The organism is Desulfitobacterium nosdiversum (assembly GCF_049860565.1).
Lineage (GTDB): Bacteria > Bacillota > Desulfitobacteriia > Desulfitobacteriales > Desulfitobacteriaceae > Desulfitobacterium_A > Desulfitobacterium_A nosdiversum.
Map to the genome: position 1 here is coordinate 3514927 of NZ_CP172056.1, position 15057 is coordinate 3529983.

Sequence of the window (15057 nt, forward strand, 5' to 3'; positions counted from 1 at the left end):
CTATAACTAGTTTTCAGCTGTTTTCTTTTATTTTTCTTCTTCCCCTGGTAAATCATTAAACAAAACGCGCATATAATCCCGCCTGCCGTATAAGACTCTAATTACATAAACAACTCCATCTTCATATCTGTAAAATATCAGATAACTGTCACTAACAAGAAATCGATAATCTGTTTGAATGTCTATAACTGCAGATAGAGATGCTCCAATTCCAGGATACTCCAACAACCCGCGAATTCTTTTCGTTATTTTAGCGATCAAATTTACAGCAGCCTGTGGACTATAAAACTCCTGAGAAATGTAGTTTTTGATTTCCACTAAATCATTTCTGGCTTCAGGTGAAATTTTCAGCTTATTCATTCTAAATCCCCAACTCTGCTTCTACTTCCTCTATAGACATCCATCCCTTTTCTTTTCCCGCCTGCTCTCCTTGAGCAAGCTTTGTCATCAGTTTTAGGGAAGCCTTTAGTTTCTCATATTCATTTATATCAACAATAGCAAATTTTCCTCTTCCATTTTTAGTCAAAAACACCGGCTCACCTACGGAAATATCTCGCAGGACTTCATTGTAGTTTCTCAAATCGGATATGGGTTTGATATTCGGCATATATAACAACTCCTTTCGATGCTGTTGTTATTATACCTTTATTATTCGTAAAATTCAACAGCAGCATTCCCTCTAAACTATACGCATCTTTTTAATTCTCAGCGTCACGTCAAATGCTGAAATTCTTTAATAAGGTACAACTTAAACTGAGGAGATACCCACGATGAAAATAAGTCGGTCATATAATCATTGAACAAGGCTACTCCATGATGCGTTTTAGCATATGACCTGCTTCCATTAAATCTCTTTTCAACCATTGCCTCTTCCCTTCATCACGAAAAACAGCAGAAGGATGAAAGGTAGGCATTATTTTAAAGCTGTCCCTTTCGACCCAAGTCCCGCGAAGCTCAGTTATCTTGGCCTTGGGATCAACAATAGCTTGAACAGCCGTACTGCCAAGACATACTATTATTTTCGGCTTTACCAGCTGAATTTGGCGTTCCAGAAAAGGCAAAGCCTGACTAATCTCAGAGTTTTTCAGTTTCCAGGCGGCCTTGTCTTCAGTATATTTGTTATATAAACATGATCTCTTGCAATTTCTGCTTCCTCCAGGTATTTATTCCTGTCCCCTCGCCGCTGTGCGCATAGGATAGACGATTGCCGCAATGTGAACCTTTAACACATGAATCCCACTACTTATTTTCATTCTGTATAGTCTTTCCTATTATTTGTAAAGACCGGCTTGCCTGATAATTTCAAGGTCTTTATCTGGTAATTGGCCCAAGGTAGTTAGATAATTACCAACTAACATTGCATCTATTCCTGCTAATAGACCAAGAACTTGGTATTCACCGAGGTTTTTTTCCCGACCGCCCGCGTATCGAAGAATTCTATCTGGCAAAATAAACCTAAAAATTGCTATAGTTTTTAATATTTCCATTGGGGTTAGCGGCAGCTGGTTCTCCATTGGAGTTCCAGGAATGGCATCTAAGAAGTTCATGGGTATCGATTCAATACCCAATTCCTTTAGTTCAAAAGCAAACTCTACTCGCTGTTCCCAACTTTCACCCATGCCGAAGATTCCGCCACAGCAAGCCTCCATACCTGCCGCTTTCACGACTTTTATTGTTTCAAGTCGTTGTTCATATGAGTGACTAGTTATAATATTTCTAAAGAAACTTCGGGAAGTCTGTAGATTATGATTATAGCGGGAAACTCCTACCTCAACTAAAGCTTTAACCGCTTCGGGCGTTAAAGTTCCGAGGCAGGCACATATCTCTAGCCTCGTCTCTTGCTTGATCCGACCGAGGGCTCGTACTATCTTTTGAAATTCCGGATCATCATGATGAACACCTAGACCGCTTGTCACAATATCGAAACGATGGGCACCTGCCCTTTCCATTTCTTTTGCCTTGGTAACAATATCCTCTTGGGTCAACAGGGGATGTACTTTAATTTTAGTCTCGTAGTGTGATGATTGTGAGCAAAAGGTGCAATTTTCGGAACACCCCCCAGTCTTGGCGCTGATAATTGAACATAATTCTACATGATTACCTCTAAATCTGTCCCTGATTTTTCCAGCGTAACCCATTAGAATTAGATTTTCACTTCCATCAGCATAAGTTAACCGAAGGGCTTCATCATAAGTTACCTCACCTCCTGCTAAAACGCGCTCACCTAATTCGCTAATAAATCTGTTCATTTCTCCCCTCCAAAAACAGCCTTCGCTATTGTAAACCTATAATAGCATTAAAAGTTTACATTTACTTCACTGTACTCCAGATAAGGGGGCGTGTCAATTTATTAACGGATTACTAGATACCTAGATGTAAAATGCTTACTTTTATCTTTATGGTGAAGATTTAATTTCTCCCACAGTGGACCGACGTTAATGAGCAATTCCTTTTCGCCACATGTCGCATAATTTGTTACGTATTCCTGTAGCGTCAATATTACATTCATATTGACAAAGTTACAGGAATATCGGCCAAATTTTACCGCTATTTTAGTGAAAACTTCAATGTTATAATAAAGTTGTCAGTATGTCGCGTTGGGTTTACACCTTATTGCCCGAACCCGTTGAATACCATTGAAAGCTAAGAAAGGTGGAAACATAATGCACTTGTCTCCGGGCCGTTCATGGCTGGCCGGAGCTACCCTTTCCGGACTTCTTTTGACCGTTAGCATTTTAGGGCCAGCCTATTCTCAAAGAAAGATTACCCAGCCTATTGCAAATCCGTTTACACTAGTTTCCGACTACACACCGACCAACACTGCCCAGTTCCTAAATCAAAAGTTGAATTTGAATCCTCTTCCCCCTGTCAAGATACCTCCTATAGTATCCAAACATATCCAAACAGAGAATGCTCAGGTTGTAACCAACTCTTCAGGCTCAAACCCGCAACCTGTAGTTATAGCTCAGGTATCATCACGAGAGGCTCTACCCAAAACATATCAGATCTCCCGTGGAAGCAGTCCTTCTTTAACTATCGTCGAACATGCACTTAGTCTGTTAGGAACACCTTATGTTTTTGGCGGAACAACGCTCAAAGGCTTTGATTGTTCAGGATTTACTCAGTACATCTTCGCATGGTCAGGTATATCTCTCCCTCGAACATCCTATGCACAATTTGATTCAGGATCAACGATAAACCAGAACGAGCTTCAGCCAGGTGATTTGGTATTCTTTACGACATATTCTAAAGGAGCATCCCATGTGGGTATGTATATTGGGGGAGGGAATTTTATTCATGCGGATAATCCCCGTGTTGGTGTCACAATTACTAGCCTTAGTAATAGCTTTTACTCCGCTCGTTATCTTGGAGCGCGTAGGTATAATTAGAGGGCGAACCTAACCTTGAACAAAAAACAACAAATAGGTGTTCAGCTTAAAAGAAATCCCAAGTTATTTCAAAAAAGCGACGGCTCTGTTCCGTCGCTTTAAACGTAATTTTTGGTCCACGCTAACCCTTTGACCATCTCCAAAATAATAAGGTACAAAAAATCAGTTAACTATAGGGAGGAACACTAATGGGCAAGGCAGAAACTGTTTTCGATCAGCCACAATTTAAAGATAACACTGTAAATAAAGTCAACAATTTCACCGGGGAGGACTTAACCGCTGATACCTATTATTTTAAGCCCGGCCAGATATTAGCTTATCATCGCCATCCAGACGGAGACCAAATCTTTTTTATCCTAAAAGGGCAAGGTACATTTTATCTGGATAATGGTACGGAAGAACAAATAGAAGTTAGGGAAGGCTCTATAATTTATGTCCCTAAAGGAATTTATCACAAGCTAGAAGCTAACGGAGAATTGGTAGCCTGTCAAGCGACCAAAGCCGGAGCTGGAAATCAGGCCAGGGTATAGATGGGTATATCCTTATGCCTACCTCCCTACAGTCCCGTGCAAACTGTTCTCCGAATTCCATCCCTGGGAATTGAAGTGCCACATGCAAACCGGATACATCCCCCCCAAGAGCGCACAGTGTTACCAAAGGCATGTTCTAAAGAACTCAATAGAATCACTGAGAATAAACTCTATAATGTCACTGTTAAACTTGGCAGTGAGCCCGCCGGAGAAGACCCAGGGTGGGAAGCTCCGAACCGTTATTCCGCTCAAGCCTTGAAATGTATGGCTGCTTGCTTTCATGATTTATGAAGTGGAAACATCAAGAAGTATGATGAACTCCGACCCTTCACCGACTTTGCTTCTCACTTTCAGTTTTCCATTGTGCCCAAGGATAATAATTTTGGCAATGGCCAATCCCAAGCCATGTCCTCCCTTGTCCTTGGTTCTGGATTGGTCAACACGGTAAAACCGGTCAAAAACATGTTCGAGTTCTTCCTTGGTCATTCCTATGCCCGTATCCTTAATGCTTACCGCGATGGAATTACCTTCCTTCCCTAAACTGACTGTAATTTTCCCACCCGCAGGAGTATATTTCAAAGCATTGTCGATAAAAATCCGGATCGCCTGTTTCATTCTAATTTTATCGGCGTTTAAAGACACTTCTTGATTGATATCAGAACTTATCATATGAGTGGAATCGATAATCTGAGTCTCCTTGATAATCTCAGAGAGCATTTCCGTAAGACTGAATTCTTCTTTCTGAAAGACAAACGTGCTATTGTCATGCCTTGCTAGGAATAACAACTTATCGATGAGTTCCCGCATGTTCTCTGCTTCATTTTTTATGGCGTCAATGGATTCCTGAAGAACTTCCTTGTCATTTTTCCCCCAACGGTCCAACATGTCTGCATAGCCCTGAATTACAGCAATGGGCGTCCTTAATTCATGGGAAGCATCGGAGACAAACTGCTTTTGCCTGTTATAATGATCTTCGATCCTATTCATCATTTCATTAAAGGTAAGGGCCAGTTCTTTAAGTTCATTCTTAGACCCACTTACATTCAACCGCAAATTCAAGTTTTTTTCAGATATTTCTTTGACTGTCCGCGTCATTTCCCTGATTGGCTCAAAAATCCCCCTGCCGGATAAGGCAATGGCTATGACGGCAAAGAAGAGAATGATCGAGAAAACAATGAGTATGATCTCGGCAAGTTTAAGTCCCTCCCCCAATTCTTCTCTGATGTCCGAGTAGATAACCACCCGGGCAGGAACATCGAAAATCACAGAACTTCGGTTCAAAGCAAGATAAAGGTTCTTCTCGGTCCTAACAACCCCTATCCAGCTTTTATATCCGTATTGAGCCATATCCGGTCCGGCGGCGAAGATAAGATTTTTATTCTGATCATAAATAAGTACAGGCAAGTTATGTTCTTCGGAATATTTCCTGACATCCGGATACCCTATACTATCGTGGCTTAAAGTGTTGGCAATGGCCAGATAGTCTTTGGTCACATTATCCCGGATGGTTATCGCGCCAAAGACGAGGAGCACTCCCAAACCGGCTGCCAGCATTACCCCCACCAGTATTTTGATATACTTTAATGAAAGCTTGCGCCGGATGGAAAACTCAATTTTTTCTCTGATTGATTTGAATAGGTTAGTCAACATGTTTTCATTCTTCATTTTGTTTAAAGAGGTACCCAACCCCTCTTATGGTATGAATAAATTGAACCCCATACTTCTGGTCAATCTTGTTCCGCAAATACTTGATATAGACATCAGTGACATTGGTATCGCCAAAGTAGTCAAATCCCCAAACATGGTCGAGAAGCTTTTCTCTGGATAAAACAATTCCCTGATTCTCCATCAAATAACTTAAGAGTTCGAATTCCTTCTTGGATAGGGATATTTCCTTCCCATCATACGTAACCCGATGCTCATCCTTAGACAGAATGAGTTGACCGGATTGAAACGTATTGCCATTCTCTGCTTTTTTCCCTTTTCTTTTTAATACCACTCTAACCCTGGCCAGTAATTCCTCGATGGCAAAAGGCTTGGTCATATAATCATCTGCTCCGCTGTCAAGGCCCATCACCTTGTCCGGCACGTCATCTTTAGCCGTGAGCATAATAATGGGCACATCAGACTCCCGTCTTACCCGCCGGCATACTTCAATACCGCTTAAACCAGGAAGCATCAGGTCCAGGATGATTAAGTCGGCATTCCCGGAAACAGCTTTTTCATAACCGCTTCTTCCGTCATGGGCAACTTCCACCGCATAGCCTTCGTAAGTCAGCTCAAGTTCTAAAAACCTGGCAATTTTCACTTCATCCTCAATCACTAGAATCCTGGTTTTCATGTCGACCTCCGAGCCAAATCTCAGTTTCATTATAAAATAAACTGAAATGAACCTGCAACAAATACAGGTTCATTTTCTCCACTTATTCCACAGTGATTTCGTTGTAACCGTCTTCTTTTTTCTCTTCACTCTTGGCAGCAGCTGCGCTCTGGTTATGGTTTTGTTCTTTTTCTACCGGTTGTTCGCGCATTTTCTCGGCTGCTGTTCTTACCTTGCTGCCGATGCCATTGACGATCTCATCAATATTAACCTCTAGTCCTTCTTCCTTTCTCAGCCTGATTTTATAACCCATGAGATAGATGGCGACGAAGCCGATCAGATAAAGCCAAAAAAACGGCATGGTTACCAAGATCGCAATAATGAGGATATTCAGTGGAATATTTAAGATGACGTTTTTGTCCTTTTCTATGATTACTCTAATCCTAAAACCTTTTTGAATCAGTTCCTTGATTCTTCTCCCTAACTTATGTGGTTTTTGATATGATTCGTGCCTTGATTGGTAGCCGTGTTTCTTTTCAAAGTCGACAATTGCTTCCAGCAGATCTCCGTTATGCTTTTCCAGAAGTTCCTTAGCCTCCTCATAGCTGCAGTTGGTTCTTTTCCTCATCTCATCAATTTGTTCCATCGTAATAGCCATTTGAATTCAACTCCATTTCGTTAAGTTGAATTTATTCTATCCTTGCTTGATTAGACCGTACTTAGTTGAAGATTAAAATTTGATGAGAATTTGGTTTGAATAGAGTTCAATTATTTTCCTTCAGGCGCTGAAATTCTTTAATAAGGTACAGCTTAAACTGATTGAGGAATTATGCGTTTTAGCATATTACCTGCTTCAATTAAATCTCTTTTCAACAATTGCCTCTTCCCTTCATCACGAAAAACGGCAGAAGGATGAAAGGTAGGCATTATTTTAAAGTTGCCCCTTTCCACCCAGGTCCCGCGAAGCTCAGTTATCTTGGCCTTGGGATCAACAATCGCCTGAACAGCCGTACTACCAAGACATACTATTATTTTCGGCCTTACCAGCTGAATTTGGCGTTCCAGAAAAGGCAAAGCCTGACTCATCTCAGAGTTTTTAGGTTTCCGGTTTCCAGGCGGCCTTGTCTTAAGTATATTGGTTATATAAACATGATCTCTTGCAATTTCTGCTTCCTCCAGGTATTTATTAAGCAACCTTCCCGAATTTCCAACGAACGGTCGGCCTGATTTTGCCTCTTCTTCTCCGGGAGCCTCGCCTATTATCATGAAACTGGCATTTCCCGGTCCCTCGCCAAAAACCAGCTTCTCATCAGCTGCAGGAAAAAATGTTTTCATACAAACATTTTTCAATGTTCCAAGATCATTAACATCATCAAGCCATACTTTCTCATCCGTCATGGGAACACACCTACATTTTCAATCAGTTCCCGCAGCATACGGCCGTTGATTGCAGCTTGTGCGCGGTAATGATTATTCATACTGACAAAGGTCTTTTCGGTTCTTGTCGATAGCTTTTGTATCCGGGGAGCCCAGTCATTCAATTCCTCTTCCGTATAAAGGTAATCGTACCGCTCATGGGTTTCTTCATGATGCCACCATTTTTTATAATTGTGTCCGTGAAAGCGCACATACCCAATCCGGCTGGTTGCTCTGACTTCAGGCGGGACAAGGGTCTTAAACCGGGGTTCGTCGACACAAACATACCCCAGCTCTTCATCTTCCAAAAGACTAAAGACATTTTCCTGGATCCATTCTTTATGACGAAATTCTATAACGACAGGAATATCTCCCATCTGTTCCTTAAAGTATCGTAAATAATCCCTGTTCTCATCCTTGTTCCGAAAACTTGTTGGGAACTGGGCCAGCACACATCCAAGCTTACCGGCCTCCACCATCGGCTTTAATGCTTCCTTGAATTCGGTAAACCGCTGCTCGTTATCTTCCCGCTTATGGGTCATTTCCCGATGGGCCTTAATCACAAATTGAAATCCTTCCGGTGTTTTTTCCTGCATATGGTATAACATAAACCGGTTGGGCATTTTATAATAGGTTGTATTGACTTCGGTAAAATTAAATTCGCGGGCATAAAAGCCAAGCATTTCTTTTTTATCCAGATTTTCCGGATAAAATATGCCCCTCCAATCTTCATAGCTATATCCTGCAGTTCCGATAAAAAGCACAATTAGCCTCCAAGTGATTTTATTTTTTCAGCTGTTACAGATAGTGACATATCCTCTTTGCGAAGAATTCCTTCAACTATTATGCCCTTCGGATTTAATTCATATAAGAAGGTTTTATAAACTTTGGGATAAATCACGACTTCCACCATTTCAGAATGATCCTGTACGACCAGACATAGGATATATTCCCCGCTGTTTGTGGGCTGCCGCCTTAAATGGATGATTGCACCTGATATCCTGACTCTTTTATTGCCAGATAGATCGTGCAGACTTTTTATAGGTATTATTTGATATTTTTCGCAGAAATTCTTCAATTAATCCTGTGGGAATGGCTTCAATGAAAACCCAAGAAGCTCTTTTTCGAGTTTTCTTTTTTCCTTTTCAGAATAGTCTTCATTTGAATACTCTTCAAGTTCATCACATGCCCCTGCATTGATCAGCACCTTGAGAACCGGATGCTTTATATGCAATCGTTTCATTTTGTCTATAAAATCCTGAAACGATCTGAATTCACCCTGTTTTTGCAGGCAATGCAGCAGTGCTTCTGTCGTTTGGATACCGCAGCCCTTAATCATGTTTATCCTGATACGAATCCCAGCTTCTTCGGGCTGAAAGCCTATACAGCTCCTGTTTACATCGGGACCAAACAAAAGAATGTCCATTTTTTTAGTTTCACGGATATAGACTGTTTTATCGTAGTAGCCTCCTTCCAGACTGAGTAAAGCAGCCATATATTCCTTGGGATAGTGGGCTTTTAAATAAACAGTCCAATACGAAATATAGGCATAAGAGATGCTATGAGCCTTATTAAAGCTGTAACCTGCGAAGTTTGCCAGAAAATCAAATATCTCACTCGCCTTTTTCTCGGTATGACCTTTTTTCACAGCCCCTGAAACAAATCTGTTCCGGTGTCCGGTCAGAGAATCAGCCTGTTTTTTGGTGAGTGCTCGTCTGAGTAAATCGGCTTCTCCCATTGTATATCCGGCAATAACATTGGCAATTTCCATGATCTGTTCCTGGTAGATGATTAAACCGCAGGTTGAAGACAAGATCGCTTCCATTTCGGGACACATGAATTGAATATCTTCTTTCCCATTTCTCCGATTAAGATAGGTCTCAGCAATTCCACACTGCCAGGCACCCGGACGGTATAAAGCCAGCAATAAGGCAAGTTCCTCAAGGTTTTTGGGCTGCATTTTTCTCATTAAATATCTGATTCCCATGCTTTCCAGTTGAAAACAGCCAAGTGTATCCCCTATTGCCATTGTTTTAAAGGTTTCAGGGTCATCCAGCCGTATGTTTTTCAGCTCTATTCTGCTGCCTCTGAGCCTGTGCACAGACTGAAGAGTGTCTTCTATTATTGTCAAATTTCGCAGCCCGAGGAGATCCAATTTTAATAAGCCAAGCTGTTGGATATCATCTTTATTAAAAGGGGTCATAGGATTTCCATCAGGCCTTCTTGTAATGGGTATAACACGGCTAAGCTTCTCGTCACCCATTAAAATACCCGAAGGATGGCTTGAGTGATTATTGGGTAAACCCTCTATTTTTTCAGCGAAATAAAATAACGATTTATAAGGTTCCCTGTTTACCGAAAGCTTCTGAAGCTCCGGTAATGTTTCAAGGCAATGGCGAATGCCGCCTGTTCCACTGAAAGCCGGAAGGAGCTTGGCAATCAGACCCGCTTGCTGCTTGAGATTTAAAAAGGCCCCTGCTTTCCGGATGGCTCCGCGGGTACCGAAAGTATTCAAAACTCCCAGATGGACTACATTATCCTGGCCATACTTTTCTTTAATATAGGCAAGTATTTCAGGGCGCCTTCTCTGGCATACATCAAGGTCAATATCGGGCAGATGGTCACGGTCCAGACTTAAAAACCGCTCAAAGGATAATTTGTGCAGGATTGGATTCACCTGTGTTATTCCTAATAAAAAGGCTGCAAGACTGCCCGCAGCAGAGCCCCTTCCCGGCCCGACAGGAATGTTGCTTTTCCGTGCAAAATTGACTATATCCCATACCATCAGAAAATAGGAAGACAGCCCCCGTTTCATGATGACGTCAAGTTCGTGATTTAATTGCACGATTATGCTCTGCTTTTGAATACTATCGAGAATTTCAAAGTTAAAGCGTTCCCTCAGATTTTCAAAGCAGATTTTCCTTAAAAACCTTTCTTCATTTTCATTTTCAGGGACCGGAAAATGCGGAAGTAAGGCTATTTTAAGCTTTCCATCCAATTTACAGCGTTCTGCAATGAGAAATGTGTTTTTAAGTGCTTCAGGATAATCACGGAATTTTTCCATCATCTCTTCTGATGAAGGAAGATAAAAGTGACCTGTTGCTGTTCTCTCATGAATTAGTTCATTCAGGATATTTAAAACATTTGCATCTTCAGGTTCAAGGTATTGAATGCGGTGAGTAGCAACCAGAGGAATACCGGTTTTTTGAGAAAGTTCAGCAGTTTTTTTAACCAGGATCCTATCAGCCGTAAGATTATAATGCTGAAGCTCAAGATAGAAATTACCTTTTCCAAACCAACCGGCATATTTCAGAGCCATTTCTTCAGCAAGAAGATTGTCACCCTTCTTTAAAAAGTTATAGATAGCGCCGCTATTTCCTCCGCATAAAGCTATGATTTCTCCCTGTAAAGCAGGCTGAAGAGGAAAACCGGAGTTAAGCCATTTCACAAGAAGCTCATAACCATCACTGTTTGCCGCCAATAATACCAGAGTTTCATCTTCAGAAATCTTCATTTCGCAACCAACAACAGGATGTATGCCATATTTTTCAGATAATTGATGAAAACGCAGAACACCGCTTATTGTATTTTTATCCGTAATGGCAAGGGCATTCATACCGAGCGACTTTGTTTTTTTAAATAGGGCTTCAAGCCGGCAGGTAGAGTCCAGCAAACTATATTCCGTATATACATGTAAGTGAACAAATGGATTACTATTGATCATAATCACCAATCTTTCGAACAGAACATTTGTTCTTATTCTACTCATTATTCGGTTTATTGTCATTGGTGATTACTGGATTTGTCTTGGGTAAAGCTTGTATTAGAAAAACGTCGACTAGCTATTGATGTACCAAAATATAGCCAAAGTTAAACAAATAGGGTACTGATGCAATAAGCTTTTGTTCCTCACCCGCATAGCAGGTGGTTTATTGTTTCGCACACTTCGTGTACGAAACAGGCTAAAGCCTATAAATAAAAAAAGTGCAGTTCGCACTTTTCCTGAAACTATAATTTTTCATCAACTACCCACGTTATGAAATGATCAACCAATTCCAGCTTTTTCTCATCGCACAGCTTGATTTTTTGATTAATTTGAGAAAGTAGACTGTCATTCGTGTGTTTGATAATACCCAGCAGGAAATAATCCGGTGTGATGTCGAGGGCCTCACATATTTTAATCAATGTTTCGATGCTGGGAATAGAATGATTGTTTTCTATATTGGAAATGTGGTTGTTGCTAAGTCCCGTGGCTTCTGCGACGTCATCCTGGGTCAGGTTCAACACCTTGCGCCTTTTCGCAATCCGTTCACCTAATTCTTTGTAATCAATCTCCAAATCTTATCACCCTGTTTAACTTTATCAATTATGAATATAATTCTTAACAAAGTATAAGGGTATTTATACACTTGTATTTGTATTTTTATAGATATATAATGGTTCCAATACCTTTTTAGTTGTATCTAAAATAGGCTTTGGAGGAGATGTTTTGTTTACTATCGGTATTTGCGATGACAGGCCGTTGTGTCGTCAGTTATTGGAGGCATTCATTCATATATATGAAGAAGAAAAGGGGTTTTTATTTGATATTCACCAATTTGGCAGTGGTGAAGAGCTTCTCGAAGAACTTAATAAGCATAGTATGATTTTTGACCTTCTTTTTCTTGATAACAGCATGAAAAAGCTGACTGGTCTCGAAACCGCCAAACAAATACGGCAATCCGATTCCATGTCAACATGCAGCATAGTGTTCGTGACATCTGCAGATGATCACGATCAATTCATGCAGGTCCAGCCTTTACAAGTAGTATGCAAGCCCGGTACCCAGGAGCATATTGATGCTATACTAGACAAAGTTCTGGCCAAGAAGGCGTAATCAAAGCCAGGACATCTGTTTCCATATCAGTATATTTTCCATTTTCAGTTGCAGGGACTTTCGGCAAAGCGGGCAATGGTCTGCCTTGAGAATACAAAAAAGATTTCGATTGAACCTGATAGGGCCTTGGCTGACTTGGCCGGCTTTATTCTCAGATGGCAATTTCGGCATTTATAGCCTTTATAACCTGTCACATTTTCTCTTTCAATCCTCTCGCTAAAAAATCAATAACCTTACTTCTATACGCTTCATACGTATCCGGATCCTTTGCAGCGAACTCACTCAACTCCCATATCAGTTCCTTGAATGTTCTGTCCAAGCTCTCGTATAAAAAGGCGATTTTATTAGCGCACGCCTTGATGTGCGCAGCAGTAAGGTTCTTGCTCATCCTTTGGACGGCCTCGTAAGATGTGCTTTGCTTGATCGAACTCAACTCCGACCGCAGATTCCCGGCCTTGGTCTCGATCTCAGTTTGGGACTTACTTAACTCTTCTGCCTTAGTCTTCAGGTTGTCGCACTCATTGGTCAGCAGGGTTATTTTGCTGACTTGGTCATCCAGGGCTTTCTGGAGATTCGCTTTTTCCTGAAGGGCCTGGTCCCGCTCCTTAACGGCCTGATTCCGATCATTAACCGCCTTTTGCAGCTCACGGGTAGACATGCTTTCGACATCAATCTCCGCGATGAACTGCGCCCGCTCTTCCTCTGGAACTCCTAAGAGGATAAAAGCCTGGGAATAATTCAAATTCGGCAGCGCTTGCGCCTGCGGGCCGGCATCGAGTGAGGCGGGCTGTTGGGTTCCGTAGGCATCGAAGACACGCATCAGTTTTTCGGCCGTTTTCTGGGAATAGCTTACCGACTCCTCCAGCCACTTGCCCCATTCCCCATACGGAAGCAGGTCCTTGGCCTCCTTCAGGCGGCGGCCGATCTCGATGGCACCGGCAAGGAGGATTTTCCCGGTCTGGTGTCTGATTGTATTTATTTCAGCCGCGATCACAGGCGACGTGCGATCGGTTAGCAAGTCATTCATACTACCTGTCCTTTCTGTTACTTTATTCACAGAATATGTGGCCAGGCTCACGAATGTGACAAACCTCATATAAACATGCCTGTCCCAGATTCGAATGCGCATTCGAATCTGGGACAGGCTGTTTCATCATCTTTTTCCTTGGACTCTTTGATGTAGCTCTTTATTCTTCTGCACCACAGCATCTTTGGTATTCTCCAGAATACAGTCAAAGCGGCGGATAACGGTCCGCGGCAGAATGACTTCCCCGTATTCATGAGGTTTGTGGGGTCGGTGAGTTTATCGGCGGTAACCCAAATGAGATTGGCTTTTTCTTTAATGCTCCTCAACTAAAAAAGGAAGTTGATTTAGTAACCTCCGGACAAGCAGGCTCATAAGATAAACGGACAGGCTGAATTCGACGCGGCCGGTCAATACGGAAGAAAGGATGTGAGGAGAATGGCGGTAAGTGCGACGCCTCTAAGTTCGACGGTGGTTATAAGATACCAGTCCGGGACCACGCCCGCCGGCGGCCCGGAGATCAGGCAGAAAAGCCTGAATGATGTGAAAGCTGACGCCACGGAACAAGATGTTTATGATGTGGCGACAGCTTTATTCAGTCTGGGGCAGCATCCGGTGATAAACGTGCTCCTGAAGAAAAACTTTGAGCTGCTCAATCAGTAACCATCCAAAAATTTACTGAAAAGGAGGTAATACGATGGCCATTACAACAAATAAGGTGTTAAGGTTAACTTTTACGACTGCCGGCGGCAAAACGTATTCAATCAACATCCCCGATCCGAAGGAAGACCTGCAGAAGGCTGAGGCCGAGGCCGTTATGGATACGATTGTTCAGAAAAATATATTCTTTACGTCCAGCGGCGCGCTAACCGGAAAACGGGATATCAGGGTTATTGATACCACGACCAACGATCTCTACGATCCGCCGCAAATTTAGGTAGAGTGAAAGAATGGCGGCCGCGTGGCCGCCACTTCTCGCCTAACTTGTAGTAAGGCAAACTAAGCGCCGGCATATACCAGCGCATCGTATATTACTTTTTATTTTACTGTTATGCTCCATGTTTGATCTTCTGTCATATCTTTTCCGGGGCGTACAAAGTTCTATTTTTCCCGATTTCGTCGTTCAGTATATTTTAATTCGGTCTCTCTAATTCTTCGTGGTGGAAATCATTTGCTTCATGAACTCATCGGTTATTGTTGTCATTTGTTCATCCTCCAAATAATTTAAATATCAGACCCTATCCCCCACGCCGCTAACGCTCTCGGCACCCAATTCACCCTTGACGATGTGTCCGGAATGTTGGACGTTATGATGTAACCTACTTAGACCGAATAAATATCCCTGGATGTGGCCGGGGGATATGGAAACAGAGCGTCTTAACGTATCACGTCCCCAACGCTCCTGGCGGGTGATTTGCCTTCGTTGAGGTGTCCGGATTGTTGCCCAAATGTTGTAATCACCTACTTGCCGGAATTCGTATCCAGATGTAGCTTCGACTCCA

Annotated in this window: 20 protein-coding genes; 6 read left to right on the forward strand and 14 right to left on the reverse strand. The window is 42.1% G+C overall.

Annotated elements, in window-relative coordinates; translation table 11 throughout:
• Nucleotides 1-27: 27 nt before the first annotated feature.
• The 4 genes from ACHOLT_RS17120 to bioB form a co-directional block, all read right to left on the reverse strand.
• Nucleotides 28-360 carry a type II toxin-antitoxin system RelE/ParE family toxin gene (locus ACHOLT_RS17120; RefSeq protein ID WP_425803089.1) on the reverse strand — a complete coding sequence of 111 codons (333 nt, stop codon included), beginning with the start codon at nt 358-360 and terminating at the stop codon, nt 28-30.
• A gap of 1 nt (nt 361) precedes the next feature.
• Complete coding sequence (locus ACHOLT_RS17125) at nt 362-607, reverse strand: type II toxin-antitoxin system prevent-host-death family antitoxin (RefSeq protein WP_425803091.1); 246 nt, start codon at nt 605-607, stop codon at nt 362-364.
• Nucleotides 608-806: 199 nt separating this feature from the next.
• Entirely contained in the window at nt 807-1163 is a 357-nt protein-coding gene (locus ACHOLT_RS17130) for a uracil-DNA glycosylase family protein (RefSeq protein WP_425808121.1), read from the reverse strand.
• A gap of 108 nt (nt 1164-1271) precedes the next feature.
• Complete coding sequence (gene bioB, locus ACHOLT_RS17135) at nt 1272-2249, reverse strand: biotin synthase BioB (RefSeq protein ID WP_425803094.1); 978 nt, start codon at nt 2247-2249, stop codon at nt 1272-1274.
• 414 nt (nt 2250-2663) lie between these two features.
• Between bioB and ACHOLT_RS17140 the strand changes: the two genes are divergently transcribed.
• From ACHOLT_RS17140 to ACHOLT_RS17150, 3 genes are all read left to right on the forward strand, one after another.
• Nucleotides 2664-3389 carry a C40 family peptidase gene (locus ACHOLT_RS17140; protein ID WP_425803097.1) on the forward strand — a complete coding sequence of 242 codons (726 nt, stop codon included), beginning with the start codon at nt 2664-2666 and terminating at the stop codon, nt 3387-3389.
• Between the two features lie 188 nt (nt 3390-3577).
• Nucleotides 3578-3919, forward strand: a complete 342-nt coding sequence (locus ACHOLT_RS17145; RefSeq protein WP_425803099.1) for a cupin domain-containing protein — start codon at nt 3578-3580, stop codon at nt 3917-3919.
• Nucleotides 3920-3994: 75 nt separating this feature from the next.
• Nucleotides 3995-4210, forward strand: a complete 216-nt coding sequence (locus tag ACHOLT_RS17150) for a hypothetical protein (protein ID WP_425803102.1) — start codon at nt 3995-3997, stop codon at nt 4208-4210.
• Here the strand turns inward: ACHOLT_RS17150 and ACHOLT_RS17155 are convergent.
• From ACHOLT_RS17155 to ACHOLT_RS17190, 8 genes are all read right to left on the reverse strand, one after another.
• Nucleotides 4205-5584 (reverse strand): sensor histidine kinase, encoded by a 1380-nt coding sequence (locus ACHOLT_RS17155; protein WP_425803104.1) that lies wholly within the window; start codon nt 5582-5584, stop codon nt 4205-4207. The two genes, ACHOLT_RS17150 and ACHOLT_RS17155, sit on opposite strands and share 6 nt — an antisense overlap.
• Complete coding sequence (locus ACHOLT_RS17160) at nt 5574-6260, reverse strand: response regulator transcription factor (protein WP_425808123.1); 687 nt, start codon at nt 6258-6260, stop codon at nt 5574-5576. The genes ACHOLT_RS17155 and ACHOLT_RS17160 overlap by 11 nt, the downstream gene beginning before the upstream one ends.
• Nucleotides 6261-6342: 82 nt before the next feature.
• Nucleotides 6343-6897, reverse strand: a complete 555-nt coding sequence (locus ACHOLT_RS17165; RefSeq protein WP_425803107.1) for a DUF4342 domain-containing protein — start codon at nt 6895-6897, stop codon at nt 6343-6345.
• A 152-nt stretch (nt 6898-7049) separates the two neighbouring features.
• On the reverse strand, nt 7050-7637 hold the full coding sequence (locus tag ACHOLT_RS17170; RefSeq protein WP_425803109.1) for a uracil-DNA glycosylase: 588 nt from the start codon (nt 7635-7637) through the stop codon (nt 7050-7052).
• Nucleotides 7634-8419 (reverse strand): DUF72 domain-containing protein, encoded by a 786-nt coding sequence (locus ACHOLT_RS17175; protein ID WP_425803111.1) that lies wholly within the window; start codon nt 8417-8419, stop codon nt 7634-7636. Before ACHOLT_RS17175 ends, ACHOLT_RS17170 begins: the two co-directional genes overlap by 4 nt.
• A 2-nt stretch (nt 8420-8421) precedes the next feature.
• The gene (locus tag ACHOLT_RS17180; protein ID WP_425803113.1) at nt 8422-8733 is read right to left on the reverse strand and encodes a hypothetical protein; all 312 of its coding nucleotides are present in this window, start codon (nt 8731-8733) and stop codon (nt 8422-8424) included.
• Nucleotides 8734-11424 carry a DNA polymerase III subunit alpha gene (locus ACHOLT_RS17185; protein WP_425803116.1) on the reverse strand — a complete coding sequence of 897 codons (2691 nt, stop codon included), beginning with the start codon at nt 11422-11424 and terminating at the stop codon, nt 8734-8736.
• A gap of 239 nt (nt 11425-11663) precedes the next feature.
• Nucleotides 11664-11993 carry a helix-turn-helix domain-containing protein gene (locus ACHOLT_RS17190; RefSeq protein WP_425803118.1) on the reverse strand — a complete coding sequence of 110 codons (330 nt, stop codon included), beginning with the start codon at nt 11991-11993 and terminating at the stop codon, nt 11664-11666.
• 151 nt (nt 11994-12144) lie between these two features.
• Between ACHOLT_RS17190 and ACHOLT_RS17195 the strand changes: the two genes are divergently transcribed.
• Nucleotides 12145-12531: a LytR/AlgR family response regulator transcription factor gene (locus ACHOLT_RS17195; RefSeq protein ID WP_425803121.1), complete on the forward strand. Its 387-nt coding sequence runs from the start codon at nt 12145-12147 to the stop codon at nt 12529-12531.
• A gap of 190 nt (nt 12532-12721) precedes the next feature.
• Here the strand turns inward: ACHOLT_RS17195 and ACHOLT_RS17200 are convergent, their stop codons facing one another.
• The gene (locus ACHOLT_RS17200) at nt 12722-13558 is read right to left on the reverse strand and encodes a DUF3102 domain-containing protein (RefSeq protein WP_425803124.1); all 837 of its coding nucleotides are present in this window, start codon (nt 13556-13558) and stop codon (nt 12722-12724) included.
• A gap of 126 nt (nt 13559-13684) precedes the next feature.
• Nucleotides 13685-13795 (reverse strand): hypothetical protein, encoded by a 111-nt coding sequence (locus ACHOLT_RS17205; protein ID WP_425808125.1) that lies wholly within the window; start codon nt 13793-13795, stop codon nt 13685-13687.
• 198 nt (nt 13796-13993) lie between these two features.
• Between ACHOLT_RS17205 and ACHOLT_RS17210 the strand changes: the two genes are divergently transcribed.
• Both ACHOLT_RS17210 and ACHOLT_RS17215 read left to right on the forward strand, forming a co-directional pair.
• Nucleotides 13994-14218 (forward strand): DUF1659 domain-containing protein, encoded by a 225-nt coding sequence (locus ACHOLT_RS17210; protein ID WP_425803126.1) that lies wholly within the window; start codon nt 13994-13996, stop codon nt 14216-14218.
• 34 nt (nt 14219-14252) lie between these two features.
• On the forward strand, nt 14253-14492 hold the full coding sequence (locus ACHOLT_RS17215; protein WP_425803128.1) for a DUF2922 domain-containing protein: 240 nt from the start codon (nt 14253-14255) through the stop codon (nt 14490-14492).
• Nucleotides 14493-15057: the final 565 nt, after the last annotated feature.